This window comes from Bacillus salipaludis, assembly GCF_030938565.1.
Lineage (GTDB): Bacteria > Bacillota > Bacilli > Bacillales > Cytobacillaceae > Neobacillus > Neobacillus salipaludis_A.
In genome coordinates this window covers 3,617,221-3,641,815 of the sequence record NZ_JAVGVR010000001.1, presented here as the reverse complement: position 1 = coordinate 3,641,815, position 24,595 = coordinate 3,617,221, and the positions used below count along the sequence as shown (strand labels likewise).

At 37.1% G+C, this 24,595-nt stretch carries 23 protein-coding genes; 5 read left to right on the top strand and 18 right to left on the bottom strand.

Going from position 1 to position 24,595, the window contains the following annotated elements:
• Positions 1-361: 361 nt before the first annotated feature.
• The 4 genes from RCG21_RS18040 to RCG21_RS18025 form a co-directional block, all read right to left on the bottom strand.
• Positions 362-3,397: an efflux RND transporter permease subunit gene (locus tag RCG21_RS18040; RefSeq protein WP_308913554.1), complete on the bottom strand. Its 3,036-nt coding sequence runs from the start codon at positions 3,395-3,397 to the stop codon at positions 362-364.
• Between the two features lie 575 nt (positions 3,398-3,972).
• A complete protein-coding gene (locus tag RCG21_RS18035; protein ID WP_308913553.1) occupies positions 3,973-5,277 on the bottom strand; it encodes a DUF3231 family protein in 1,305 nt (434 codons plus the stop codon).
• Positions 5,210-6,049: a GNAT family N-acetyltransferase gene (locus RCG21_RS18030; RefSeq protein ID WP_308913552.1), complete on the bottom strand. Its 840-nt coding sequence runs from the start codon at positions 6,047-6,049 to the stop codon at positions 5,210-5,212. The genes RCG21_RS18035 and RCG21_RS18030 overlap by 68 nt, the downstream gene beginning before the upstream one ends.
• A gap of 175 nt (positions 6,050-6,224) precedes the next feature.
• Positions 6,225-6,665, bottom strand: coding sequence for a cell wall hydrolase (locus RCG21_RS18025; RefSeq protein ID WP_026572891.1), 441 nt, complete (start codon positions 6,663-6,665; stop codon positions 6,225-6,227).
• 180 nt (positions 6,666-6,845) lie between these two features.
• On the opposite strand from RCG21_RS18025, the gene RCG21_RS18020 reads away from it, so the two are divergent.
• On the top strand, positions 6,846-7,220 hold the full coding sequence (locus RCG21_RS18020) for a CotD family spore coat protein (RefSeq protein WP_235824867.1): 375 nt from the start codon (positions 6,846-6,848) through the stop codon (positions 7,218-7,220).
• A gap of 238 nt (positions 7,221-7,458) precedes the next feature.
• Here the strand turns inward: RCG21_RS18020 and paaK are convergent, their stop codons facing one another.
• Genes paaK through RCG21_RS18000 form a run of 4 tightly spaced genes read right to left on the bottom strand, consistent with a single transcriptional unit; the run spans position 7,459 to position 12,441 of the window.
• Positions 7,459-8,787, bottom strand: a complete 1,329-nt coding sequence (gene paaK / locus RCG21_RS18015; protein ID WP_133336994.1) for a phenylacetate--CoA ligase PaaK — start codon at positions 8,785-8,787, stop codon at positions 7,459-7,461.
• 22 nt (positions 8,788-8,809) lie between these two features.
• Positions 8,810-9,916 (bottom strand): Ger(x)C family spore germination protein, encoded by a 1,107-nt coding sequence (locus RCG21_RS18010; RefSeq protein ID WP_133336996.1) that lies wholly within the window; start codon positions 9,914-9,916, stop codon positions 8,810-8,812.
• A 6-nt stretch (positions 9,917-9,922) separates the two neighbouring features.
• Positions 9,923-11,377, bottom strand: coding sequence for a spore germination protein (locus RCG21_RS18005; protein ID WP_308913551.1), 1,455 nt, complete (start codon positions 11,375-11,377; stop codon positions 9,923-9,925).
• Complete coding sequence (locus tag RCG21_RS18000; RefSeq protein ID WP_133337000.1) at positions 11,374-12,441, bottom strand: endospore germination permease; 1,068 nt, start codon at positions 12,439-12,441, stop codon at positions 11,374-11,376. The genes RCG21_RS18005 and RCG21_RS18000 overlap by 4 nt, the downstream gene beginning before the upstream one ends.
• Before the next feature lie 269 nt (positions 12,442-12,710).
• On the opposite strand from RCG21_RS18000, the gene RCG21_RS17995 reads away from it, so the two are divergent.
• A complete protein-coding gene (locus RCG21_RS17995; protein WP_308913550.1) occupies positions 12,711-13,139 on the top strand; it encodes a DUF2383 domain-containing protein in 429 nt (142 codons plus the stop codon).
• Positions 13,140-13,316: 177 nt separating this feature from the next.
• Here RCG21_RS17995 and RCG21_RS17990 read toward each other — a convergent pair whose 3' ends face one another.
• From RCG21_RS17990 to RCG21_RS17980, 3 genes are all read right to left on the bottom strand, one after another.
• Positions 13,317-14,870 (bottom strand): solute symporter family protein, encoded by a 1,554-nt coding sequence (locus tag RCG21_RS17990; protein WP_308913549.1) that lies wholly within the window; start codon positions 14,868-14,870, stop codon positions 13,317-13,319.
• Complete coding sequence (locus RCG21_RS17985) at positions 14,867-15,208, bottom strand: DUF485 domain-containing protein (protein ID WP_133337006.1); 342 nt, start codon at positions 15,206-15,208, stop codon at positions 14,867-14,869. Before RCG21_RS17985 ends, RCG21_RS17990 begins: the two co-directional genes overlap by 4 nt.
• Before the next feature lie 453 nt (positions 15,209-15,661).
• The gene (locus RCG21_RS17980) at positions 15,662-16,060 is read right to left on the bottom strand and encodes a VOC family protein (protein ID WP_133337008.1); all 399 of its coding nucleotides are present in this window, start codon (positions 16,058-16,060) and stop codon (positions 15,662-15,664) included.
• Between the two features lie 265 nt (positions 16,061-16,325).
• On the opposite strand from RCG21_RS17980, the gene qacH reads away from it, so the two are divergent.
• Both qacH and RCG21_RS17970 read left to right on the top strand, forming a co-directional pair.
• Positions 16,326-16,703 carry a quaternary ammonium compound efflux SMR transporter QacH gene (qacH, locus tag RCG21_RS17975; RefSeq protein WP_133337010.1) on the top strand — a complete coding sequence of 126 codons (378 nt, stop codon included), beginning with the start codon at positions 16,326-16,328 and terminating at the stop codon, positions 16,701-16,703.
• Between the two features lie 14 nt (positions 16,704-16,717).
• Complete coding sequence (locus RCG21_RS17970; protein ID WP_133337012.1) at positions 16,718-17,257, top strand: GNAT family N-acetyltransferase; 540 nt, start codon at positions 16,718-16,720, stop codon at positions 17,255-17,257.
• 531 nt (positions 17,258-17,788) lie between these two features.
• Here RCG21_RS17970 and RCG21_RS17965 read toward each other — a convergent pair.
• The 6 genes from RCG21_RS17965 to RCG21_RS17940 all read right to left on the bottom strand — a co-directional run bounded on the left by RCG21_RS17965 (position 17,789) and on the right by RCG21_RS17940 (position 22,897).
• Positions 17,789-18,358, bottom strand: a complete 570-nt coding sequence (locus RCG21_RS17965; RefSeq protein WP_235824869.1) for a kinase — start codon at positions 18,356-18,358, stop codon at positions 17,789-17,791.
• Positions 18,359-18,460: 102 nt separating this feature from the next.
• Positions 18,461-18,562, bottom strand: coding sequence for an NAD-dependent epimerase/dehydratase family protein (locus tag RCG21_RS17960; RefSeq protein WP_133337014.1), 102 nt, complete (start codon positions 18,560-18,562; stop codon positions 18,461-18,463).
• An 88-nt stretch (positions 18,563-18,650) separates the two neighbouring features.
• Positions 18,651-19,721 carry an aminoglycoside phosphotransferase family protein gene (locus RCG21_RS17955; protein ID WP_308913548.1) on the bottom strand — a complete coding sequence of 357 codons (1,071 nt, stop codon included), beginning with the start codon at positions 19,719-19,721 and terminating at the stop codon, positions 18,651-18,653.
• A 31-nt stretch (positions 19,722-19,752) separates the two neighbouring features.
• Complete coding sequence (locus RCG21_RS17950; RefSeq protein ID WP_133337018.1) at positions 19,753-20,931, bottom strand: carboxylate--amine ligase; 1,179 nt, start codon at positions 20,929-20,931, stop codon at positions 19,753-19,755.
• A gap of 14 nt (positions 20,932-20,945) precedes the next feature.
• On the bottom strand, positions 20,946-22,244 hold the full coding sequence (locus RCG21_RS17945; RefSeq protein WP_165976321.1) for a glycosyltransferase family 4 protein: 1,299 nt from the start codon (positions 22,242-22,244) through the stop codon (positions 20,946-20,948).
• Positions 22,241-22,897, bottom strand: a complete 657-nt coding sequence (locus tag RCG21_RS17940) for a PIG-L deacetylase family protein (RefSeq protein WP_308913547.1) — start codon at positions 22,895-22,897, stop codon at positions 22,241-22,243. Before RCG21_RS17940 ends, RCG21_RS17945 begins: the two co-directional genes overlap by 4 nt.
• Before the next feature lie 251 nt (positions 22,898-23,148).
• Here RCG21_RS17940 and RCG21_RS17935 point away from each other — a divergent pair, with 251 nt between their 5' ends.
• Positions 23,149-23,712 carry a CBO0543 family protein gene (locus tag RCG21_RS17935; RefSeq protein ID WP_133337024.1) on the top strand — a complete coding sequence of 188 codons (564 nt, stop codon included), beginning with the start codon at positions 23,149-23,151 and terminating at the stop codon, positions 23,710-23,712.
• Positions 23,713-23,929: 217 nt separating this feature from the next.
• On the opposite strand, the gene RCG21_RS17930 is transcribed toward RCG21_RS17935, so the two are convergent.
• Positions 23,930-24,523 (bottom strand): dienelactone hydrolase family protein, encoded by a 594-nt coding sequence (locus RCG21_RS17930; RefSeq protein WP_308913546.1) that lies wholly within the window; start codon positions 24,521-24,523, stop codon positions 23,930-23,932.
• Between the last annotated feature and the right edge of the window lie 72 nt (positions 24,524-24,595).

Below are 24,595 nucleotides of genomic sequence, written 5' to 3'. Positions count from 1 at the left end.
CTTTTCTTGCTTGATGCTAGATATGGATTGAAACATATTTTTATATTAGAAAATCTATTAAAATTGAGATGATAATTTATCATATTAATTCGAAAAACTTTTGAATGGACAAGTGAATCAGTTAAAATGCGGATTTTATAGGTCTTACTTTTATGCTTGAATGACGCTACGGAGATGTTCCATTGGCTAAAAAGCCTCTAGAAGAACCTTCCTATGGGTTTCTGTATGGAGACTCTTTCATCTTTTAAAAATAAAACTATAAAGTCCAATTCTAGTTTCACAAAAAATCTATAAAGAAAAACAAAAAAAGAGAAGTGCAATCAAACACTTCTCCCTCCTATTTCACTCCACAATTAAAATTCTACGACACACCTCTTGTTATGGTAGACTCGACTGTTTCCTTCTTCCTATTAAATCTCGCCTTAGTTGATCTCAAAATATGATATGTTGTTGGTACAATCACTAAGGTTAACAAAGTCGAAGTCAGTAGCCCCGAGATCACGACAATCGCCAAAGACCTCGAAATTAATCCACCATCACTGGACAGAGCCAAAGGCAGCAGCGCACCAATCGTCGCAAGCGCCGTCATCAAAATCGGGCGAAGACGGGTCTTCCCTGCCTCAAGCAATGCAGCATTGATTGCCATGCCCTTCTTCTCGTTCTGCTTTACTCGTTCCATTAACACAATCGCATTTGTCACAACGATTCCAATTAACATCAAGAATCCAACCAGCGCCGGCATCCCAAGAGCCTGCCCTGTCAGATACAGTCCAAGCAATCCGCCAGAGAACATGAACGGTAGAGAGGATAGAATCGCAACAGGCATGACCATATTTCCAAACGCCACTAACATCACGATAAACACAAGCACAATCGCAACCGCCATCGCAATCGTCATATTAGTGAATCCTTCATTCATTGCTTGTGCCTGGCCTTCGGAATGATAGGTTATCCCTTTTGGCAAATCTAGCGTTTTAAGCCGTTTTTCTACTTCAGCTTGCACGCCCGAAGAATTATCTGTTGTAATCCGGCCGGTAACCTGTACATATTGCTGCTGATTTAACCGGTACAATGCCGAAGGACTAGGCTGCTTCGAAAGGGATGCGACTTCAGAAAGAGTCACTTGCTGCCCCATCGGATTCGTCATTTTCTGACTCAAAACATCTTTAATAGAGTCATTGGACCCACTATTCAACAACAGATTAACACTTGTTGTTTTTCCTTCAACCTGCATATCTCCCACATGATTGCCTGCAATCAGCTCTCTTACAAAGCCGGCCACCATGATCGGGCTCAACCCTTTTTCAGCAGCTTTCTGATCATCAATCGATAACTGCAGCTGTTCCTTTACTCCTGAAAGATTTGATTCGACATTTTCCAATCCATCGATATCCTTAATTTTATCAACGATCAGCTTCCCGGCGGTAGCTAAATCTTTGACATTGCCACCCTCCACAATCAGGGCCAGACCGCTGGTTCCAACAATCCCTACAGGAGCAAGTGCCACCTGCATCTGAGTGTCCAATTTTTCCACCTTAGATCGGACATTCTTTTCGAAATCATTTGTTTCTTCTTTCGTCACATCCTCCTTTAAATCGATGAAAAAACGAATAAAGTCGCCGCCCACAACTGTTTGCGCATTTTTAATATGCTGTTCATCAGCTAAAATCTTTTCTACTTTAATGGCTAACTCATTAGCCTTTTCCAATGAAGTGCCAGCCGGTAATTCCCCGGTTAACCGGTAGGAGACGGCTTTTTCCTGCGGTAAAAAGTTCTTCGGTATCATCGGAACCAAGGCGAGCGATCCGGCAAACATTACCACCGCCAACACAATCGTCACAGCACGACGAGTCAACACCCAAGACAAAGTATGTTTATAGGCTTTTTCGAACCAAGTTTCCTTCTCCTCTTTAGGTTTGATCCGCAGTAAAAATAACTTCGCTAATAATGGTACAACCGTTAAAGATACAATCAAAGAAAACGCGAGCGCAACGATGACTGTAATGCCGAACGGCGCAAAAAATCGGCCAATAATCCCTGGAACAAACGAAAGCGGTCCGAACACGGCAATCGTTGTCAAAGTGGATGAGGTAATTGCTCCACCCACTTCTTTGGCAGCCGTCAACACCAACCGCTCATCCCGTTTAGGACTAGTCAGGGTCCGGCGGTAGACATTTTCAATCACTACAATCGAGTCATCAATCACCCGGCCAACAGCGACGGCTATTCCAGCCAAGGTCATCATATTTAAGCTGTAACCAAAATATTTCATCGTCACCATTGAGGCTAAGATGGATAATGGAATCGAAAGTACGGCAACAATGGTTGCTCTTATATTCCGCAAAAACAAAAACGTCACAATAATCGCAAACAACGTACCTAGCAACACCTCGCGAAGCATCCCATCGACAGATGTTTTGACTTCTTTGGAGGTATCATATAATTTAGTTAAAGTATAACCAGATGGAAGATCTAATTTTTCCAGTGCTTCCTTTGCTTTACTGACCACTTCAACGGTATTAGAACCCGGCTGTGCCTTCATTTCGACCAAAACGGCCGGCTTCTCATTTAATCGGGTGTAAACCTGTTCCTTTTTATTGGTATATGAAACATCAGCAATCTTTGATAATTTCACGTTCTCGACACCAGCAGGACCTTGAGCCAAAATTTGAATTTTCTTCACATCTTGTACAGAATCCAGCTTGAAATCTGCCTGAACGTTCAAGGTTTTATCATCAATATTGACCTGCCCGGCAGGAAACGAAAAATGATGCGCTAAAAATGTTTGTTTGACGGTCTCATAAGAAATCCCGTAATTCTTCATCTTTTTGGAATCAAGTTTGACGGCCACTTCTTTTTCAGTCTCGCCATTGATCTCAATGGACCCTGCACCGTCAATTCCAGATAAGGCCGGCTTAATGTGTTCATTGATATATTGTGTCAAGTCAGATTGCCCTGCTGTTTCTGAAGAAAGCGCAAACTGAAAGACTGGCATGGCAGAAGGACCATCCTTTAGGATTTGAGGTTTCTCAGCACCTTCCGGCAGCTTGACCGTTGCGATAGCAGTTGTTACATCCTTTTCGGCCTCTTCCATGTTCTTGCTCATTTCAAACTCAAGAATCCCGACAACCATATTGCTGTGTGCTTCAATGTAGAGATTATCCAGTTGCTTGATCCCCGACAGCGTCGTCTCAAGCGGCTTCCCTATATCTTCTAATCCTTGTTCAGGCGTAGCTCCAACATATGGAACTTGTACGATGATATAAGGTATGTCGACATTCGGCATCGACTCCATCTTCATCGTTTTGACGGAATAAATCCCACCCACGATCACCAATAGCATAGCGATAAAAATAACCCCGGCGTTTTTTAAAGAAAATTTGATCCACGACTGCATAACTTCTTTCCCCTCCGTTAATGGTTGTATAATCTTCCACTTTTCACCAGTTTCCTTTTTTATTATAGGGTTTCGACTAATCCATAAGCCTCGGGCGGGTGTTGTAATATTTCCTACGACCAGAGACCTAGAAACATTTCCCAACTAGAATTAGTGTAAAGCCTGTAGATCACAACAAATAGTGAGGATAGTCATATTAAAAGTCATCTATATTTTCGGAAAAAGTCATATAAATGGAGAAGTGTTGGAGAGTATTAATTCGCTCAATAAGGAGATTGTATGATATGTCAAAAGAAATCACTAGCATATAAAAAAGGCAAGCATTAATGCTTACCTTTTTCTTATCACAATGTGAATGAGATCATACTTGATGAAATCTCTATGCTTTTGTTAAGATGGGCATTCTTAAAAAAGATTTTAATCTAGAATCCATCTTTTCCATTATGAATGTAGCTTTAACTAACAAAGTAATTAAGGCTGATAATAAGCTAAAAAGAATATTCATAGTATATCCTCCACATTGAAAATTAGTGTTAAATTTAACACTAATGTTAGTATCTGTCTAATGACCTTTTTTATGATTCATTTTTATTTATTAAATGATTTCGATCTTCTGTTTGTGGCGGTTCTTCATACCATCCGTGTTTAAACATAATTTCAAGTCCTTCTTGACCGTAAAAATACACATCTTTGGCAAGTAACGCGGTTTTTAAAGATATATCATTTCTTAATGTGAAAAAGGTTCCGAAACTTTCCCCAACAATGCAGAACCCATTCAGTAAGTCGATGCAAAACATCATGAGTTTGTCTGAAAATGGAGCAACTGTTGAATTCGTTACCGTACATCCAGACCCAGTCGAAAACTGAATATCATTTTCTAAGAGTAAATCTTGAAATGTTTTTATTTGCCTTTTGGCAAGTTCTTTCCCTTTTTCAAAATATTGTCTAACTTCTTTGTTCTTTGCACTTTGAGCAAATCCAGTAATAAGTTGCATTCCAATGTTATTCGTTTCAATTCCATGATGTAGAAAGCCCAACTCAATAGCATTTAATGGCCTTTTTTCACTAAATGGTTTATATCCATTCATATAGCGTTTACTTTCAATGAATTCAGTTCTTTTTGGCATGGTAATAATTGGAGGAGGTGTAAGAATCCCTTTTTTTAGTAAATAGACAGTTGCCAATTTATAACACTTATGAGTAACGTTAGTCAGACCTTCATAAATGGTCATAACATCGATTCGGTATGCCATATTCATATTAATGGTATACATACCCATACTGATTTCTTTTAAAATGCGCAGGAACATAATGTCAAATCCATGATCATATAAATTGGGTGCATCTAAATTAACATCTTCTTTGGTAAATCCTTTAGGAACAACTGCCCCTTCACGTTCAAAAATCCCTTTTATCAACTCTACATAATAATCCAATTCTTGCCACAACATACCCATGATATTTTTAGCTTCTTGGTCATCTGATTTTTTTAAAAAGTATTCAAAAATTCTTAGGATCATTGTTTTTTCTTGGTATGTAAGCCAAAGCGTCCCTAATTCGGATGAGCTTAACGGTTCCTTAACCTTAAACACTTTAAACCCCCATTTTACGTCATTTTTTAAAGTATGTTTCAAAATGATGTATATTATTCCAATGAATGGACGGTTTATCGCTCCCTGTTCGGTCCATCGACTGCAAAACATTTTAAGATATAAAGCCGACGAATGACCAAAAAGCATATCATATGGACATAATTCTTGGGACCACTTTTGAACTAAAAAGCCACAGAACCGTCCCCTAGGTCTTTTAAAACTACGCCTGTGAGGTGATTGGGTGTTTAAAATGTTTAGGAAATTTAATATTGCCAGTATTTCTGACAAACAAGACATTCCCACCTTGGCATTCTCCCATTTGAACCTCAGCGATTTCAGGGGTATAGTGAAAGACCACTTTTGTGGTTTCACTATTGCGCAACTGGCTGATTAGATGTAGTAAATCGATCTGTCGATCAGAGATGACATCATATAGGTGAAGTGTTTCTCCCTCTTGTTGGCAAATAGCGAGAGCCTGTTCCTGTTCAAGATAGTAAATATCCTCTGTAAACACCTTCATAGCATAAAAAATCAGCAATTCTTCAGTTCCTGCTGTCCCGAATTGAGTAGCTGGTTTTCTCTTTGCAGCGGCTTCATAAATAAACTTTAAATCTCGGATTTTTGGTGGAAGAGTGTTGCTTTTAGGCTGAATTTCTAAACTAAACAAGGTTTCTTCCATTCTTGCAAAACCGAATTTCGGATAAAAGTCGAGGACTGTGTCGTTCGCAAATAAATACATAACTTCAATATGCTTATAGTCTTCGATCACTTTTTCCAAGAGCAGCCTTGAATACCCGCAATTTCGATACTCTTGGTCCGTCATGACGGTACCAATTTGAATAGCCGGTACCCTCTGGCCACCAATATCCAACTCTAGCAGGTTAACAGAAACATTGGCAATCACTTTCCCATGATCAACCAGCGAATAAGGTATGTATTTATCTGTCCAATAGCCCTCTTGGTACCAATCCTCAAATTCAATCCCAAAGGTTTTCATTGCCAGCTCATTAAAGCTATTCCTCAGTACCGCATTTTCTCTATATCCTATTATAAATTCCATTATTCTCTCCCCTTGCCGTTATTTCCTAGTATGATTTATTACACAAAAAATCTTAGGAGACAAGTAAATATGTATTGGAAGACCCCATTGATTAAAGTACTGTAAAGCATAACTATACATATTTTTATTATGTAAATATTCTAACTATGAAAAAAAGCTTACTCCTAGAGTAAGCTTAACCGCTATATACACTATCACATGTTCCAGCTTTTGGCTCATAAAAACAATGTTGTTTAAATTGACCAGATTGAGGTTGATCGTACCATGTTGGAGGGCATGGCGCATGTGGATTAAAATACCAAAGGGCATATTTCGCTGGGTGGTCTCTCCAATAATCCAAATTCTGTTTTGCTAATCTTCTTTCAGCAGTTCTTGATCTTTGATAAAATACATTCCCTTTTTGAACGGCTTCAAAGGAGAAATTTCCTCCTTGTACTTGAAAAATAACTTGGGGAACTGTTCTTAAACCTTTAAAATCTAAACAATTTGCTGCAAGACGATTCACAATTACATTTCCAACATACAACATTCCCTGTTTTCCTTCACCTTCGGCTTCTGCTCGCATCATCCTTGCCATTACGTCAACGTCTGAGCTTCGGTAATTTACTCTCGGCATTTTTTCACCCCAAAAATATTGTATGAAAAAAAACCTACAGTCATGTCATTTTTTATGTGATAACGGCGGGATCTTCTGCGATAATTTTGACATAAATAGGTATCAGAACTAGTCCGCACGAACAAAGTTCGCATAGACTATTGATGTAACAAGACAAATTTACCTGGAGGTTAAATAACTATGAATAGAAATATGGGATTTGGTGGATTTCCATCAAATGCAATGCCAAATCAGGTTGCTCCTGTACAACAAATGCCAGCTCCATTCTGTCCGCCACCACCATGTCAACCAATATACTGTCCGCCACAAGCGTTTCCTGCACAGTATGATCCGCCACTTGTTTCACCTGGACAACAATATGTGAAAACCAATTTATTTAATAAAGTCGTACAACATATTCATCCTTCTCATACCACTACTGTCAACAAGCTTCATGTAAATCATCAACACTTTTTTCCACACACAGAATCATGTGTAAATGAATGCTGTGAAACACATACGATGTGTGGTGCCCCCGTTAATCCTTGCTGTCCACCTGGACCATTTGGATTCTAATTTCCTGTCCCCTCCCCATTAAGGAGGGGTATTTTTATGTAAACGAATTCAATACAATTCCATAATATGAACGCACCAAAATCCAGCGAATCCTTTGGTGCCTTATTGGCACATTTATAATTGAAAATTAAGAATAAGATAGAACGTTTTTAACCGTGTATTCTCGACCATTACACCTAAGCTTGCTGTCAAATAATGGTCTGGGCAAGGCTTTCATTTAACCATATTTGTAAAAGCTTTATGAAACTTCTTGCGCAAGATTTCTTTTGTCTAAAACTCTCTTTGCTTTTCCATCAGATCGAGGCAGGCTTCCTGGTTTTTGGATAATCGTATCCATTGTCACTAAACAGCTTGATTTCATTTGATGCTGAATATTCTTTTTTAATTTTTGAATCGTCGCATGTCCTAAATCTTCTCCAACTTCCTCAAAAAGCTGTTTTTCAATTTCAACGTGTAATTCTACACTGTCTAAACTCCCTTTTTTAATCAAATGAATTTGATAATTTGGAACAAGCCCCTTAATTTGTAAAAGAACACGCTCAATCTCTGAAGGAAAAACATTTACACCGCGAATAATCAGCATGTCATCTGTCCTTCCTTTTAACCGGGACATACGCGTATGTGTTCTGCCGCATTTACATTTTTCACGGGTGATGGAAGTAATGTCTCCCGTTCGGTAACGAATAATTGGCAGTGCTTCTTTTGTTAAGGTGGTAAACACAAGCTCTCCATCTTGGCCATCTTCGACCGGGTCTAATGTTTCAGGGTTAAGAACCTCCACAAAAAAATGATCTTCAGCAATATGCAAACCATCTTGAGCTTCATAACACTCAATGGCCACCCCAGGGCCCATTACCTCACTTAAACCGTAAATATCAATCGCTTTAATGTCCAGTTTTCTCTCAAGTGTAGCCCGCATTTCCTCTGTCCACGGTTCAGAACCGAAGATTCCATATTCAAGACTTGTCTCACGCGGATTCATTCCCATGCGTTCCATTTGCTCAACAATATTTAAAATATAGGATGGGGTTCCACAAATTCCTCTTGGTTTAAAATCATTAATAATCGTTATTTGTCTTTCCGTATTTCCCCCTGAAATAGGAACAGTGGCAGCCCCCAGTTCTTCCGCCCCATAATGAAGTCCAAGCCCGCCTGTAAAAAGACCATATCCATAAGCATTATGAAAAACATCTGATTTTCTTCCCCCAGCTGTAACAATGGAGCGAGCAACTATGGATGCCCAATTTTTTATATCATTTTTTGTATATCCGACAACCGTTGGTTTTCCGCTCGTTCCAGATGATCCGTGGATTCGGTTTACTTCGTCCATCGAAACGGCAAACAATCCAAATGGATAGTGTTCCCGCAAGTCTTGTTTTTTTGTAAAAGGTAGCTTTTTTACATCGTCCAACGATTGGATATCTTGAGGTGTGATACCCAATTCCTCAAATTTCCCCTTATAATGCGCCACATTTTCATAAACCTTTCTTATCGTCTGTTTAAGGCGTAAAAATTGTAATGCTTCCAATTCCGTGCGACTCATCGCTTCAATTTCCGGATTGTACATTTCCGATCCCCCAAATTACCTTTTAATATTTGAAATTCCCTGGATCCACTTGTATCTTGACCTGTACTTCTTTTACTGAATGCACGTTAAATCTTCTGATTGTCTCGATATTCCAATGATTCAAATCATATTTATATGGTTTTTCACTGATATTCAATACATCTGTATTCAGCTGGTCACCCTTCTTCACAGTCGACAAAATTTCGTTTTTTATTTTTTTATTTAACACGTTTTCCACTTCTTTGAGTTGTTTGTTATTTCTATTTTGCACCAGAACAGCCTCCCCTTTTACCACAATCTTATAAGTAGGATTCTTTCCTTTTAATACCATAATTTTTGTTTTAGGGTTTTTTACTCTTACCGATATGCTTTCGGTCCCTATCCGGAGAGTGGTATCTTGGATTCCTGTCTTGATCCATCTTAATCCGCTTAAGTCCTTTTTACCCAACCATCCTTTAAACCGCTGCTTGGAAATCAAATATTCTCCGTTAATCACAGGGAGTGCTTTTTCCTTTCCTTCTGAAAAATGGGTTTTGTCGATGGTTAACGACGGGATTAAAATCGTTCCAACCGGTCGGTAATAACGGGAAGTAAATTGATTATATGTCATGACCGGGAGTGAATAGTTATATCGGATGAGCCTTTCTGGTCGATGGATGACCGAATACAATTGTGGATAATTAAAAAAGCTTTGAGTTTGCATTAACGATTTTAGATTCTCTTCTGTGCCAAAAATGAAGAAGTTGTATCGCAATAAAGGCGCATGACTGATAAGATCAATCACATCCGCCATTTTTTCTTTTATTATATTTTTGCTCAGGATGAAGGTATGAACATGTCCATAATTTAATGGCAAAGAGGACCTTTGTTCCAATAACCCAGCTGCTGCCGAGATACTTTCTCCTTTCGCTTCCCCTATTAAAATGGGCTGTTGTTCTAAAGAAGCTCCTTCTTGTTTAGCAATATTCCCAAAATTTAGACCCTGAATATAAAGTTTAAATTTTCCCTTGTTATAGTCAATTCCAATAGCGGTTACATAAGTCTCGGCTTCAATTTCCTTTGCCCCAAAACAACCTGTCAAAAGAAACAAAAGGCTCGTTACAATGATGAAAGAAATCAGGTTCCTCATGGAAAACTACTCCTTTTGCCTAGTTGTGTCCTTTGGTTCATAAGAAGAATTGCGTTTATTTAACTGTTTATAGGGTAATTTAATAAAATTTTTTATGATGTTTGACATATTTGGAAATGCAAATACGGTTAAATAGGGTTGCCCGAAACTTTCAAGCGAAAAAGCAAGGACTATAATAATAAAAAATGATAGAAAAAATCCATACATCCCGAGCATAGATGAGAGGAAAAGGACGAAATAGCGAAGAATGGTCACATTGCCCGCCAAGTTTTGGTTGACCAATGTATACCCTGAAATAACAGTAATCGAGATCACCACCAGCATGGACGGAGACGTTAATCCGGCTCGGATTGCCGCATCGCCGATAATCAACCCGCCTAAAACGGCAACGGTTTGCCCGACAGCTTTTGGAAGTCTCAGCCCTGCTTCTTTAAACAGTTCAAACAAGGTTAACATGATAAACGCTTCCATAGATCCTGATAATGGTAGCCCTGATCTTGACACGGAGATGGTGGCAAGCAGGGTATAAGGAATCTGCTCGGTCTGAAATGTGATTAAGGCAATGTAAAAGCCCGGCAATAAAATGGTCGTGACTAAAGCGAATACCCTTAGTAACCGAACGAAACTAGTGTAAAAAAAACTGGTATGCGCATCTTCAGGAGAATACGATAATTGCATAAGGGCTGTCGGTCCAATCAAACCACTAGGGCTTCCATCTAACAAAATGGCAAATCTCCCTTGATTCAAGGCGTCCACAAGAAAATCGGGTCTCCCGACGTAATCCATTAACGGAAAAATGGAATAGGGATGGTCATAGAGCATTTCTTCCAGTTGATTGCTGCTGCTTAAAATATCGATGGTAAAAGATTGTAACCGCCTTTGCACGTCATCCAAAATAGAGGGATTGAGTATATCCTCTATATAAAGCAGTAAAACTTTTGTTTTGCTTCTTTCACCAATCGTATATTCAATGTTTTTAAAGGAAGATGTTTTCAATCGTTGACGGATCAGCGCCATATTATCGGAGATATTTTCCACAAAGCCGTCTCTTGGTCCCCGAACAGATTGTTCCAAATTGGTTTCTTCCGGGCTTCTCTTAGGAGGATTGGAGACGGGAATAAAATAGACATCTGCTGAATCCGCATTCAAAATGACCAATTCTCCGGAAAAAAGCCTTTGTTCTATTTCATATTTGATATTTTCGGCATCACCAAGCTTCGTGATCCCCAAGAGACAGTTTAGGTGTTCCAGCTTCAGGGTCTGCTCCTTTTCCATCGCTTCATTTATGTTGGGGAGAACGGTTTCGTTCATCACCTTAGTGTCCACTAAATTGGGACAATATAAAAAGGCAAGAGAATGGCCAGAAATCCTGCCTTGATAGGATTTGGTTTGCAGCACAATATCGGAAGAAAGTTGGAACCACTCTTTTAGTTCTAGTATCGATAGGTTCTTTTTTTTCACAAAGCATCCCCCTTAATTCGGCTAAGAAAAAACAACAGCCCAAAAGCAAAAAACAGAAACACCAGGCTAGCAGGAAAATAAACGGAATATAAATGCGAAAAAAAAGAACTGAAATCCCAGGGTATTAACACGCTGACGATAAGCAGGGTGTAAAGAACAGGAAGAATCCATTTCTTTTTTTGGTAATGATCCAATAGCTGGTTTACGATAAACATACTTAAACTGATCCGGATGAATGCCCCTGAAAACCACTGAAAGATCGACAGAAAATCAAGGCGGGTGATATGGACGCCAAGTGTTAGCAATTTCCATTGTTCATAGGCAGGAACCTTCAACTTTTCTGCCTCCTCCGCACCAAATTCAGCGATCGCTCCTACCAGGGGACCTAGTGTTAAGAAGAAGATTCCGATACTAACAAATATCATCGGCTTGATTTTGATCCGGTCTTTTATATAGGGCGTGATAAAAAGAAAATAAATGATTTCAAATGAACTGGCACATGTATACATGATTCCGAAAAAAAATCCTTGATTTCCATGCTCAAAAACGGGGAACAGCATGCTGTAATCCTTATTTTTTATATTTCCAATTCCTACTAAAAATCCAAACATTAAAACCAAAGGCAATAAGAAAATTGATAAGGAACCAATGGTTCGAATTCCTTTCAGTGAAGCATAATAACATAGAGATGCAAATGGAACTACGACGATGAAACCAGGAATGTCAAATGCGTAATTTGTTTTTGCCCAAAAGCCTGTATACTTGAACGTGATAAATGCTGTAAGAAAAAAATAAAGACCAAACAGAATACGAATCGGATAGGAAATCAAGGGATGCAATGAAATCAACAATGAGAACATGTTTTTTTGTTCGAACTTTTTGTTTAGATAATAAATCATCGCCGTCCAAAGGATTAAAGGAACCACGCTAGCGATCACAGAGAGCCATGAGTCCCGTTTGGATGAAGTTAAAATCACAGGATGCAGCAAAACATGGACCATAAATCCAGTCGACATGAAGAGAAGAATATAAATATGTGTAGAATGAATCACCTTTTGGATCAACCAAATCACCCTCTTTTAATGCAGCGGTAAAAGTTCTGCTCTATCAACGGTTATCAATTTTTAGTAGTTTACGCTTTTTGGAAAAAATTATAAATTAAACTTGATCTGCCGACGAAGTAATTTTATTAAAACGTTCACTATGCCGTCCCTTACCTAACGGCAGTGGTTCAATTGTGTAGAGGAAAATTGCAGTAGCAAACAAAAAAATACAGATTGTGAATGATTACACTTAAACTAAACTCCCTCTATATAGAAAGGAATGTGAGATTATGATAAATAAGACCGTTATAGAAGAATTAAACACATTATTAAGAGGTACATATATGGGAATACATGGTTTTGAACAATATATCCAAAAGTTAAACAATCATGATGTAAAAAGAAACTTTCAACAAATTCAGCAAGAGCAAAAGCAAAATGCCCAAAAGATAGCAGAACGAATTCAGAATCTTGGTGGAGTTCCGGCTGACGATGAGGGTATCTCTGGATCAATGATTAGCTTTATGCATAAATTTATGATCCCTGATAATGAAAGAAGAATCATAGAGCAAGCTATTGAGGGTTTAGACAAATATGGAGTCCACTATTCAGCAGAGCTTATTAAAGGTGATTTAGATTCAAGCAGTAAACAAATTGCCGATGAAACAATTAATGACAGTCGAAGACAGGCTGAACAGTTACGGCATTTACTTCATTAAGAAATCACGATGCTAAAGACCTTCAACCTTGTTGGTGATCTTATATAATTTACCTGCACCTTATGTTGGAAGATCAAACAGCCGGCTATAGCAGACCGGCTGTTCAAGTTATGTGCCCGATTGTTGAACATCTAAACTATTTTTCTTGTTAAACACACGCACCCGTTAATCTTACCTTTAATGTTCTTTTGGTACGCTAATTCCAAATCCAGTGTTTGATTTAAATAACACTTCTTCAAAGGATCCTTTTTCCGTTTTCTTCCTAGATGATAGGATGGTTCCTAAATATGCACCAATAAAACCCAGTGGAACGGTAATAATCGTAGGGTTAGCTAATGGAAATAACGGCGTTCCTGTTAATATCGCCTTACCCGCTTCGGGGTTCCAAACATTTGGGCTTAACAAAACAAGCACAACCGAACTAATTAATCCAACTACCATTCCTGTTAGGGCACCTGTCTGATTAAATCGCTTCCAGTAGATTGTACATAACATAACAGGCAGGTTGGCGCTTGCCGCAATTCCTAGGGCCAGGACGGATAAAAACGCAACATTTAAATTCTTTGCAACTAATGCTAAAAGAATGGAGGCAACGGCTACAATAATAGAAGAAATACGGGCTACTTTCATTTGTTGCTTTTCTGTAATTTTTCCTTTTTTAATAATTTGCCCATAAATATCATGCGCAAAAGCAGAGGCAGACGTTAAAACAAGAGCCGAAACAACGGCAAGAATGGTTGCAAAAGCAACAGCTGAAATAAAAGCGAATAGAAAGTCTCCACCTACAGAAAGCGCTAACATTGGCGCGGCCAAATTCCCCGCAGGATTAGCGGCCACAATTTTGTCCCAGCCGACAAAAACTGTTGCACCAAATCCGAGGAAGACAACCATTAGAAAGAACGCTCCGATAATCCAAGTGGAATAAACCACCGATTTTCTTGCTGTTGCTGCATCTTTTACAGTAAAAAAGCGAATCAGCAGATGCGGCAGCCCTGCGACTCCAAGAACAAGTGCCATGTTAAGAGAGATCATGTCCAATCCATTACTGTACTTATTTCCCGGATTCGCCAATTCCGAACCAAATGGACTGGCCGATTTAATATGATGGAACATTTGAATAATGCTGAAGTCAAACTTTGCAAATACTAATAGGGTTAACACCAACGAGCCTCCAAGCAAAAGCACGGCCTTTGTAATTTGTACCCAGCTCGTTGCTGTCATCCCTCCAAAAATGACATATATAGTCATTAAGACTCCAACAATCACGACCGCAAGCCAGTAATCGATCCCCAGCATTAAACTAATCAGTCCGCCGCCGCCGACCAATTGGGCAATCATATAAAAAATTGAAATAACGAGGGTACTAGCTGCTGACATACCACGAACCTTATTGGATTTAAAACGTGCGGTAATCATATCGGCCAATGTGTATTTTCCTAAATTACGCATCGGTTCCGCAACTAAATAAAGCAAGAAAAGAAAACCCAATAAATTTCCAACACTCATATAAAACCCATCAAATCCAATTAAGGAAATCGCTCCGGTTATTCCTAAAAAGGATGCTGCCGACATAAAATCACCAGCTATGGCTAGGCCATTTTGTGTTGCGGTAAGTCCTCCTCCAGCTGTATAAAAATCACTGGTACTTTTGGTTTTCTTTGAAGAGAAATAAGTAATAGCCAATGTTAATGCAATAATTCCGATAAATAGCAAGATTGAAAGTGTACTCATCCACTAAGCTCCCCTCGATATTTATGTAAAATAGCTTCCGCTAAATTATCATACTTTTCTGATTTTTTAACATAAATAAAACCGCATACCCAGACTAGTAAGAATTGTAATCCGGCAAAAATCCATGCACCTGTAATCGGTCCAATAATTTCTGTGTGCAGGACCTTCGTGTAGGCCGCTAATAAAGGTAGTGTAAAATAAAAGATAAGAAAAAAGATTGTTGTTGGGAGGATAAATGTTTTTTTCCTTTGCACCAATTCTTGGAATTCTTTCGTTTGAATTAATTCTTCGTAAGAGATATTTTTTTGTACAGGCAGTTCTTGAATTTTTTGTTCCATCCTATCACCTCATTTTATAACGTTTTAAAAAGTTTCACTAATTTAACGATACATACTTTTTATGAGATATAATCTTTAATAATTCCTGCTAATCCTCCCTTCATGACTACTAATCATACATTTATAATACGGTTGTGCGTAAAACTGTTATACACTCTACAGAATATAGCATACTTGAAAATTTATGTAAATGATATTTTTAAAATTTTAGAATTATATGAAAATATTACATTACCCTAATGACTTGTATAAAAAGACTACGCAGAATCATTTACGTCATACTTTTTCCTCCATCTAAAAAACTCCAAAATTTTTGGCGCGTTTTCTTTATCTTTCTTTCAACTAAAACTTCCTGTTTCAAAAAAATAAAGCTCTAAAATAAAAATAGGTATTACCCTTTTAAGAGTAATACCCCATTACCTAATGTAGTTTTAAGAATTTCCCCTAAAATATTCACAAAGGGAGATTTAGTTGCCACGATACTCCGAAGCGGTCATTTACCCAACCAAACTTTTTACTGAAACCATAATTGTTTAAAGGCATAAGTTCTTGTCCACCATACTTAAGTTTCTCATAAAAATTGTCAAGTTCTTCTTCAGTATTACAAGTAACAAAGATTGAGAAAGAAGGTGTAAAAGAGAATTGATGTTTTACATAACTGTCAATACACATAAATTCTTGATCTTTCAAGGTAAAAGTGGCCTGCATTACGGTGCCTTCTGGTCCAGCTTCATTAGCCCCATATCTAACAATGTTTGTAATTCGAGAATCCTCAAAGATGGAAATATAAAAATTCATCGCCTCTTCTGCGTTGCCATCTTGAAACATTAAAAATGGTGTTAGCTTTTCCATTATTTATCCTCCTATTTTTATGTACTAATTTTATTATAGTTGATTTTCTAGTTGAACTAAACAGGCCAATTCAGAACTTGAAAAAAAGATCAGCGCAGCAACCCACATCTTAACCTCTTGGACCCTTTCTTCATTTGTTAACAAACTTGCAGGTAAAAGATTGGAAAAGTAATGAAATTGAAAGTATGATAGAGTTAGTTAATAACGGTAATTCGGGGCAAGTTTTTGCTTAACTTATACACAAGATTATGGAGGACGGATAGCAATGTCGTATCTATATTTAATGCTTGCAATTATGGGAGAACTTATTGGGTCCTCTTTATTAAAAGCATCTGAAGGTTTTTCAAAATTCTATCCGACCATTGGGGTAATTATAGCTTTCGTTGGTTGTTTTTTCTTTTTGTCATTGTCACTGAAAACAATTCCCTTAAATACTGCTTATGCAATTTGGTCAGGCTTGGGTCTTGTTTTGACTACGGTCATTTCAGTTTTAATTTGGAAAGAAAAAATTAACATGGCCACCATAACAGGAATAATATTGATTCTTATAGGAGTCATAATCTTGAATTTGTTCGGACCAGGACATGGAGAATCTGGTTATGAAACAGGTGAAACGATTAAAATTAATGAAAAATCAGGATAATGGAGAGAAAAATTATGCTAAAAGCTCAGAATATATATATAAGGTTACTTACATTAAATGACGGTAATGATTTACTTCAGTTAGAAAAGAATAATCAAGAATTTTTTCAAATATATACAATGAAACGATCTTCTGATTATTACACGATAGAATTTCAAAAAGACCTAATTAAGCAAAAAATAGAAAAGGCAAATAAAGATATTGAATACAATTTTGGGATTTTTAAAATAGATAATGGTGAACTTATAGGAACTATTGGGCTTTTCCGCATTTTGCGTGGTCCATTACAGAGTGCAATCGTTGGTTACAGTTTAAGCAAGAATCAAAATGGTAAAGGATATGCCACAGAAGCCTTAAAACTTGTTTTAGAATATGCATTTTCAACTCTTAAATTACATAGAATTGAAGCTGGTGTTATGCCACATAACGTTGGTTCAATAAGAGTATTAGAAAAGGCAGGTTTTGAAAAAGAAGGAATTTCTAAGAGTAACGTTAAAATAAATGGAAAATGGGAAGACCATCAGGTGTTGGCGATAATAAATCCGAATGAGTAACTTTTTATTTGAATGTAATCCACTCTACTTTAAATAGGAGTGGATTTTTCATTTTACTTAAAATATAAGTCTTTTTAGAAAATATTAAACGTTTTATTAAACTAGCCAGTTAGTAGAACGAGAAAAAGACCGCCACAGCGATCACTTTCCTTAACTCTTGCACCCTATAGTTTAAGTACATCTCTTTACAAACTCAGTTATAAGCTTTCGGTTCAATAATTACAAAAAGCCCCTAATTTTATATGAACTGTAAATCTGAGTGACAGCTGGATGGGCTCGTGAATTTTTATAACTTATTATTATTAACAATAAGTTATAAAGGCCTAGAGTCCCATGCCAAAAGTGAACATATAATATTAAATGTAGTTAAACCACAAGGTGCACTTTATATTTCTTCCTTCAATTAAGCAATTTTCAAATAAATCCTTGGATTTTGGTAATAAGCTTTTGTAAAAGAAACAATATACTAGATTCCACCTATCCTTGATACATACTTGTATGGGCTGTTAAGATAAAAAAATGATTACGTAATCAATCGGTTAGGTCCTTCCATTCTTTGTAAAGAGACGGACGAAAAATTTTTACATACTTCAAAAATTCATCTAAATATCCAATCTTATTTAAATCCTTTAGCAATCTTACAGGGATATTCGTTTTTCTATTAAATGCTCTTTTATGATCAATTACCTTTATTTCCCTTACTTCATTGACGAAAATATGACGAATTTGCGTGTCAAGTCGAGTAAAACCAATTCTTTTGAATTCATCCAGCATAATTAAAAGTTTTTGGGCGGTTGATTCGGATAGCTGGTTTTCTTTTTTTAGATAATGTCTGAGAGATGGTCCGTTAATATACTCTATCACAATATAGTTCCGACCATACTCATAAAGCGTCGGAATAACGGAAGACGTCTTTCCTGCCTGGTAGGCTAATAATTCAGTTCGACACGTTTCTTCCTTCTCAAAGATTTTTATACATTTCTCAGGGGTAAGTTGAAAAATAGACCCGTCACTCCCCTTCCCAAGTTTTTTATAATCGACTAAGTCTTCAAGATAAACCCACCCATTGTTTCTAGAAACAATTTTCTCAAAATTGTTCAAATCTTATCCCCTCTTCTTTTCAAAGACTGCTTCTATTTGTGGTGAGGTAATGTCAACACGATAGAAGTGGACTTGAGGTGGAAGCACCTCACGGTTACCCGATTATAAATTATCCACTACCAGCGGTTCATAGCCTAATTGGACTAATAAGTCTACTACATGTGAGCCGATGAATCCTTCTACTCCTGTTACAAGTATCTTCACCTATACTTACATCCAGCATCTTCAATTACCATTATGACGATCCACACGTTTTCGTTGATTAAACTCCACTAGAGTATTATTTGGGCAATTAAACTAATCCAAGTTCTTCTCCCCAAACCACTACTTTCTCCAGATATCTTTTTAAAAGCGCACTCTTTTTTCCGTTTAGTGCTCTTTGCAAATGTTTTGCCAGTTTTTTTTCTAACGTTCTTTGCAAATACGCCTTTTTTAAAAGACTTAATGGATCTTCATTAAAAAGGATTCCATGCTTTTCCATTTCCTCAGCATATAATCGCACGCAACGAGTTCGGATTTCGTCCTCCCTTTTTTGCCAATCCCAGCGAAAATCAATTAATAATTCAACAAGAATCACCAGATCATACCAGCATGGCGCGTATTTTACTGACTCCCAATCTATTAATTGAATATCCCAATCTCCATCGTCACTTGCGTTTTTACAACAAATATTATGAACGTGGAGATCACCGTGAATAAGACACTGTCCGGCTTCGATAATTTCTGGGAAGAAAAGAGGACCTTTATTTAGTATTTTTTGAATGGCATCATATTTTGGTTCAACTAATTCTTTTAATATTGGGTCGACCATTGCTTGATCGAGGTACTTTCTAGTTTTCTCCAAATATTCCATTGTCTCTTTTCTTTTATCTGCCGAATCAAATTGAGGCAGAGATATATCAATAAGGTCTGAGTGCTGCAAAGAACGATTTCCAAAGGTTTGGGCATGAAATTTTGCGATAGTAGGAATAATTAGTTCCAGATGATGTGGAGCAAGTTTTATTTGCCCCCTTAGCGGCTTAACAAATTCAGTAACCATCCAAATTTCTTTACTACTTTCATTTGGTTCAAGCCAATACAATTTAGGCATATATTCATGGTAAACAGGATAAGCCTTTGTATACATATTGATTTCTACCATATGATTTTCATTTAGCGGCAATTTGAAGATTTTTAGAACAATTGGAATGTACTTAGAACCATCTGTCATTACCAACTTCCAAATACTTGTCTTTTCCCGTGAATTTTTTAGGTTTTCAATTTGATCATGTATTAAATAGACCGATTTACCAAATGCTTTTGATAATTTTTTATCCCATTTGAATTGCTGCCAATGGAGCACAACTTCTTCTATATGATTCAATGGTACGTTACCCCTTTAACTATTAGATTTTTCAACGTCTTCCCCATAGGTTTCGAATGTGGGAAATAAAACTACGAATAAAAGGAAGCGGATCATATAAGGAAAATAGCGCCTCTACCTTCTTTCCGGACAGACTTTTCATCCACCCAAAGAATGTCATCTCACCATTTCTTTTGTTTTGACGGAAGGATAGAAAATCTCGGACGAAATAAACCCACTTAATTCCTTCTTTTTGTTCTAGAACAGGAGATGGATTTTGGTCGGTAAGCGATAAATAGTACAAATGCGCCAAATTAACACCTACAGAACTCGATAATGCTTGGGTTAGTCCAATTCTTGGATTTATTTCAATAAATTTTAATTGGCCATCTCTTGGATCTCTTTTAAATTCAGCAATCGCTAAGCCTTTAAACTGTATTTTTTTGAGAAAAGGTATAGCTGTCTGAATGACTTCTTCGTTTCGTTTACTTAGAACAAGAGCGGAGGATCCATAGTGCGGAGGAAATTGGTGTAATTTTTGGTTCATCCATAACCCAATTAAGTTCATCTGATCATCAAAAAACGTTTTAATAGAATAAATGCTATTGTCCTCTCCAGGAATTATCTCCTGAATCATTAACTCCCCAAAGGAACGGTAAAAAAGATACTCCTCCCATAGTTTGGAGGCATGTTCCACTACAATCGCTTTTTTATACAATCGGTTGTCAATTTGTGAACGAAAATAGGAAGAATGAACGGGCTTTAATATACAAGGGAATGTAATTTGGTCGATGATTTGCTTAAGTTGCTCTTCATCCTGGATAGTGAAGGTTTTAGGACAGGGGAGGTTTGATTTGACGGCTAGTTCATACGTTAATCGTTTATCTAGAACTGCTTCAACTAGTGAATGTTCTGGCAACAGAAATTTATAGTATTGTGATAAGACGTATCTATTCTTGGAAATAAAATAGACAAAATCATCGGAACCAGCATACAAGACCGCTTTTTTGCCCAGAGTTCGTGACAAATTCGCTAAAAATTTTAGCAGATCATCTTCCTCCAAAACAGGACTTGGACATATACCACAGCTGGCATATCGAGTTTTACCAATTTTATATTTTCCCTCCGTATCATACGCATAAACCTGAATTCCTTGTTTTGCAAGACTTCGAACTATACCAATACCCGTTGCACTCAAATCTAATACAACAGCAGGAATGTCATTTCGCATGGATTCTTCTCCTTTCATAATAATGATCGGTAGATTTTATCTATTTTTTTAACCATATTCGTGACCGTCAATTGTTTATCAGCAAAATTCTTGGCTTGCTTAGCAAGTACTACTCTTAACAATTGATTCTGCACGAGCAATAACAATTTTTCGGCTAGCTGCTTAGGATTAGCAGGTTCAATAATAAGTCCGGTATAATTGTCTTGAATGATTTCCGGGATTCCCCCCACATTGGTTGCCAGAATGGCCTGCCTAGCAAACATTGCCTCAATAATCGAGATTGGTAGTGTATCACTAAGGGTTGGCTGAACAAATATGTCGGATTGACTGAGCAATTTGGGTATATCGTTTCTGCTCCCTAAAAAGTAAACATTCTTTAATTTAAGCTTCTTAATTTGATTTTCAAGCTCTTCTCGCATCTCTCCATCACCAACAATCCGCACCTCTACATTATATAAATCGTCTTTAAGAAGAGATAACGCTTCGAATAGATACTTATGCCCTTTACGCGGGCGAAGGCGTGAAACACAGGTTATAATTATTTTTTTTTGTCCATTCTGAAATTTCTTAACCCCAAAATCGATTCCTGTGTAAACCGTGGTCATGCTGCTGTTATCGGCCCCTAATTTTTTTAAAATCGGTCGAAAGGCATCACTAAGAATTATCAGTTGATTTGCATTTTTAATAGCTTGTTCATCAATAGTGGTAAAATAACGTTCTTCGATTGACCCCTTTTCAATTAAATTAAACTTCAGTTTGGAATGAGTCATAAATCCATGCGGGGTAAATAGAATCGGTTTTTGAGAAGCCTCATTTAATGTTCCTAATACATTGCACGTGAACCGATCCTGAGCATGAATGATATCATATTTACTGAAATCCACATCCATTAGCATCATTTTATAAAGAGAAAGATTGCATATATTGTGAAGGATTTTTTTGCTTACAGTGCCGTAGCGCTCTCGAAAAAATTTTTTAAATTGATCATGTATTTCGGAATATATCCCTTTTGTTCCTTCGCTTGGAAACTTCTCTGGTGAAAAAACATCTACCTGATACCCTAATTTTTCCAATCCATCTTTAAGATTGGCAATATAGTTTTGCAAACCTCCAATAACGTGATATTCCCAAAAGGTGGTAATGAGGATTCGAAGCTTTTTGTTTTCCTTTTTTCCTTCGGGTGCCTTGTCTTTCTTTATGATTGGTTCATCGACAAAATTTGAAGCTACACCGTAATATTGATCCATGGCTTTGATTAGATATGGGAAATGAGCAGGCAATGGGGGCAAATCACTCACTTTAGCTTTGCTCATTTCCATACTCTCCTAATGATTTCAAATGCTTCTGCGTATTCTACACCGACGGTCATTCCCCGTACACGTGATAAATATTTTACACCGTCATATGAGCGCGGATGAGGGAATGGTCTCATTTCTATGTCATAATGCTCTAGAGATTTAATTTTTTCTTCGATTGTGTCTGTTATATCGACAAAATAATTTGGTTTAAATTCTTTGTCATTGGTATGCTGACTCCATTCACTCGAGGATACGGTTTCAAAACATAAAATTTCCACTGGCCTTTTTCCAGGCAGCGGCCGTGCTGCCGTTAAAACCGCTTGAAACAAAATTTGATGGTCACGATTGGTGTCACCATAATGATGGGTAAAAATAATAGATGGATCATACTCATCCAATATGGCTTCAATGGCTTTATTGATTTCATGAAGAGGTTTGGTTTCTAATAATAGATTAGGAAACTCCAAAAAAATTACCTCTTCCACCCCCATTTGTTTGTTGGCTTTTAACATAAGAGGTTTGATGTGATGCTCCTCTTCCTTTCGTCCTTTGGCGGCAATGACGGAAATGACTCTGTACCCATTATTTACTAATTTTTTTATCGTCCCGCCGCTTCCAAGAATTTCATCATCAGGATGAGCCGCAATCACTAGTACATTCTTACTCATAATAAACATCAACTCCAGAAAAAATTCTTTCTAGAAGTATATGGAAATAATTACCTTAATGACATGGACAAACATTGAAAAATGACAAAATAGGATTGGAGTTTGAATAATTATATATTTAAATAACTCTTTTTCTAAAGTACATTAGAGGAGAAATGTGGAAATTGCTTCATCGGAGAAGGCAACAGCGAATAAAAGTCTGTTTAACTGAAAAAAATGTAATAACTAGGCTTTAAGGAGATGTAATCAAAATGGCATTTAAGGAAGGACTCGCTCAATCAGAAAAAGCTTATAACCAGTTCACTGAGGTAAGTTCTTTATTTGCTAAAACAGTGAGAGAAGATTTTCTCTCAACATGGCAATGGTGGTTTGGACTGGCCTTATTTATTGTTCCATGGATTGTTTGGATTATATTTAGAAAAAAAGAAAGTACAGGACGCCTGCTTTTAGGAGGATTATTGACCATCATATTGTCACTTACAATAGATCTTGCAGCCTTATCTCTAGGGTTGTGGTCTTACCCAATGGTAATCATTCCTCTAGCCCCCTTTCTATTTTTACCTTATCACTTCTCTTTAGCACCAGTTGCAGTCATGCTCGCCCTACAAATAAAGCCAAAAATGAATACCTTGTTAAAAGGAGTCATATTCTCTGCAATTGCAGCTTTTGGAGGAATGAATTTCTTTAAGGCAATCGGTTTTTATAACGCTAAAAATTGGTCCACCTTATATGATTTTATTATTTTCTTCACTCTTTACTATGTCGCTTATGCGGTTACAACGGTTGAAAGCTATTCTAAATTAGATGAGGCATAAACCTCTAACATCATAAAGACGATATGAATGAAGGGGTTTTAAGTTTAAAAAGCATGATGAGAATTACCTATTCTAGCTTATAGCTTAATACTACATGGTTGGATGCAAATAATTTACTTCAACTTACCAGTTAGCTGAATAAGAAAAAGCCACAAAAATGGCCGCTCGATCTTCAACTCTTAAATCTGTTAGTTGAATAAAAACCCTTGTTTCTTAATCAATGTTTCGTTAAGAAGTTTATCATTTCATTGAAAGCGTTTTGAGATGATTTTTCATTAAATTTGGTAGAGTATGGGTCACTAAATCCGTGTTGTCCAAAACATTTATATATCTCTAAATTCTTATTATCTAAATTTGAAATTAACTCATCCACACTAAAGGATTGTTCTTCTTGAGGAAAGAATAAAAGTGTAGGACATAGTGGTACTATTTGCGTGAAATTCCTAATTCTCGAACCATAGTATCCCACAACCCCATCAAGGCACTCTTCTTCACTACACAACCAAGCAACAGTTGCACCAACACTAAATCCAATAATATATATTTTGTGGTATTTATTTTTAACACCTAATAATAAATTCTTTATTTTATGTACAGCATCAGAGAACCCTACATTCTCCATAAAATTGAGATAGGCAGTCTCCTCTTCAGAATAATCAAATGGTTGTTCTCGTTCTAATAAATTCGGACAGATAACATCAAAATCCTGTTCTGATAATAAATCACAAAAATCCTTTATATGTTGATTAATGCCATAGATTTCGTGTATCACAACAATTAAATTACCTGATTTTTTCAGTATTTGAAGCATTTTTGTCCCCCTTGGAGTGAATCTACACCTCATAAACTTAATCCCTTAAATGTGTTACCCAAAGTACATAGA

What these genes read in the sequence shown, in the direction of transcription:
- RCG21_RS18040 (WP_308913554.1), bottom strand. Translation starts at nt 3,397, where the DNA reads ATGCAGTCGTGGATCAAATTTTCTTTAAAAAACGCCGGGGTTATTTTT.
- RCG21_RS18030 (WP_308913552.1), bottom strand. Translation starts at nt 6,049, where the DNA reads ATGGAATTTATAATAGGATATAGAGAAAATGCGGTACTGAGGAATAGC.
- RCG21_RS18025 (WP_026572891.1), bottom strand. Translation starts at nt 6,665, where the DNA reads ATGCCGAGAGTAAATTACCGAAGCTCAGACGTTGACGTAATGGCAAGG.
- RCG21_RS18020 (WP_235824867.1), top strand. Translation starts at nt 6,846, where the DNA reads ATGAATAGAAATATGGGATTTGGTGGATTTCCATCAAATGCAATGCCA.
- paaK (WP_133336994.1), bottom strand. Translation starts at nt 8,787, where the DNA reads ATGTACAATCCGGAAATTGAAGCGATGAGTCGCACGGAATTGGAAGCA.
- RCG21_RS18010 (WP_133336996.1), bottom strand. Translation starts at nt 9,916, where the DNA reads ATGAGGAACCTGATTTCTTTCATCATTGTAACGAGCCTTTTGTTTCTT.
- RCG21_RS17995 (WP_308913550.1), top strand. Translation starts at nt 12,711, where the DNA reads ATGATAAATAAGACCGTTATAGAAGAATTAAACACATTATTAAGAGGT.
- RCG21_RS17990 (WP_308913549.1), bottom strand. Translation starts at nt 14,870, where the DNA reads ATGAGTACACTTTCAATCTTGCTATTTATCGGAATTATTGCATTAACA.
- RCG21_RS17985 (WP_133337006.1), bottom strand. Translation starts at nt 15,208, where the DNA reads ATGGAACAAAAAATTCAAGAACTGCCTGTACAAAAAAATATCTCTTAC.
- RCG21_RS17980 (WP_133337008.1), bottom strand. Translation starts at nt 16,060, where the DNA reads ATGGAAAAGCTAACACCATTTTTAATGTTTCAAGATGGCAACGCAGAA.
- qacH (WP_133337010.1), top strand. Translation starts at nt 16,326, where the DNA reads ATGTCGTATCTATATTTAATGCTTGCAATTATGGGAGAACTTATTGGG.
- RCG21_RS17970 (WP_133337012.1), top strand. Translation starts at nt 16,718, where the DNA reads ATGCTAAAAGCTCAGAATATATATATAAGGTTACTTACATTAAATGAC.
- RCG21_RS17950 (WP_133337018.1), bottom strand. Translation starts at nt 20,931, where the DNA reads ATGCGAAATGACATTCCTGCTGTTGTATTAGATTTGAGTGCAACGGGT.
- RCG21_RS17945 (WP_165976321.1), bottom strand. Translation starts at nt 22,244, where the DNA reads ATGAGCAAAGCTAAAGTGAGTGATTTGCCCCCATTGCCTGCTCATTTC.
- RCG21_RS17940 (WP_308913547.1), bottom strand. Translation starts at nt 22,897, where the DNA reads ATGAGTAAGAATGTACTAGTGATTGCGGCTCATCCTGATGATGAAATT.
- RCG21_RS17935 (WP_133337024.1), top strand. Translation starts at nt 23,149, where the DNA reads ATGGCATTTAAGGAAGGACTCGCTCAATCAGAAAAAGCTTATAACCAG.
- RCG21_RS17930 (WP_308913546.1), bottom strand. Translation starts at nt 24,523, where the DNA reads ATGCTTCAAATACTGAAAAAATCAGGTAATTTAATTGTTGTGATACAC.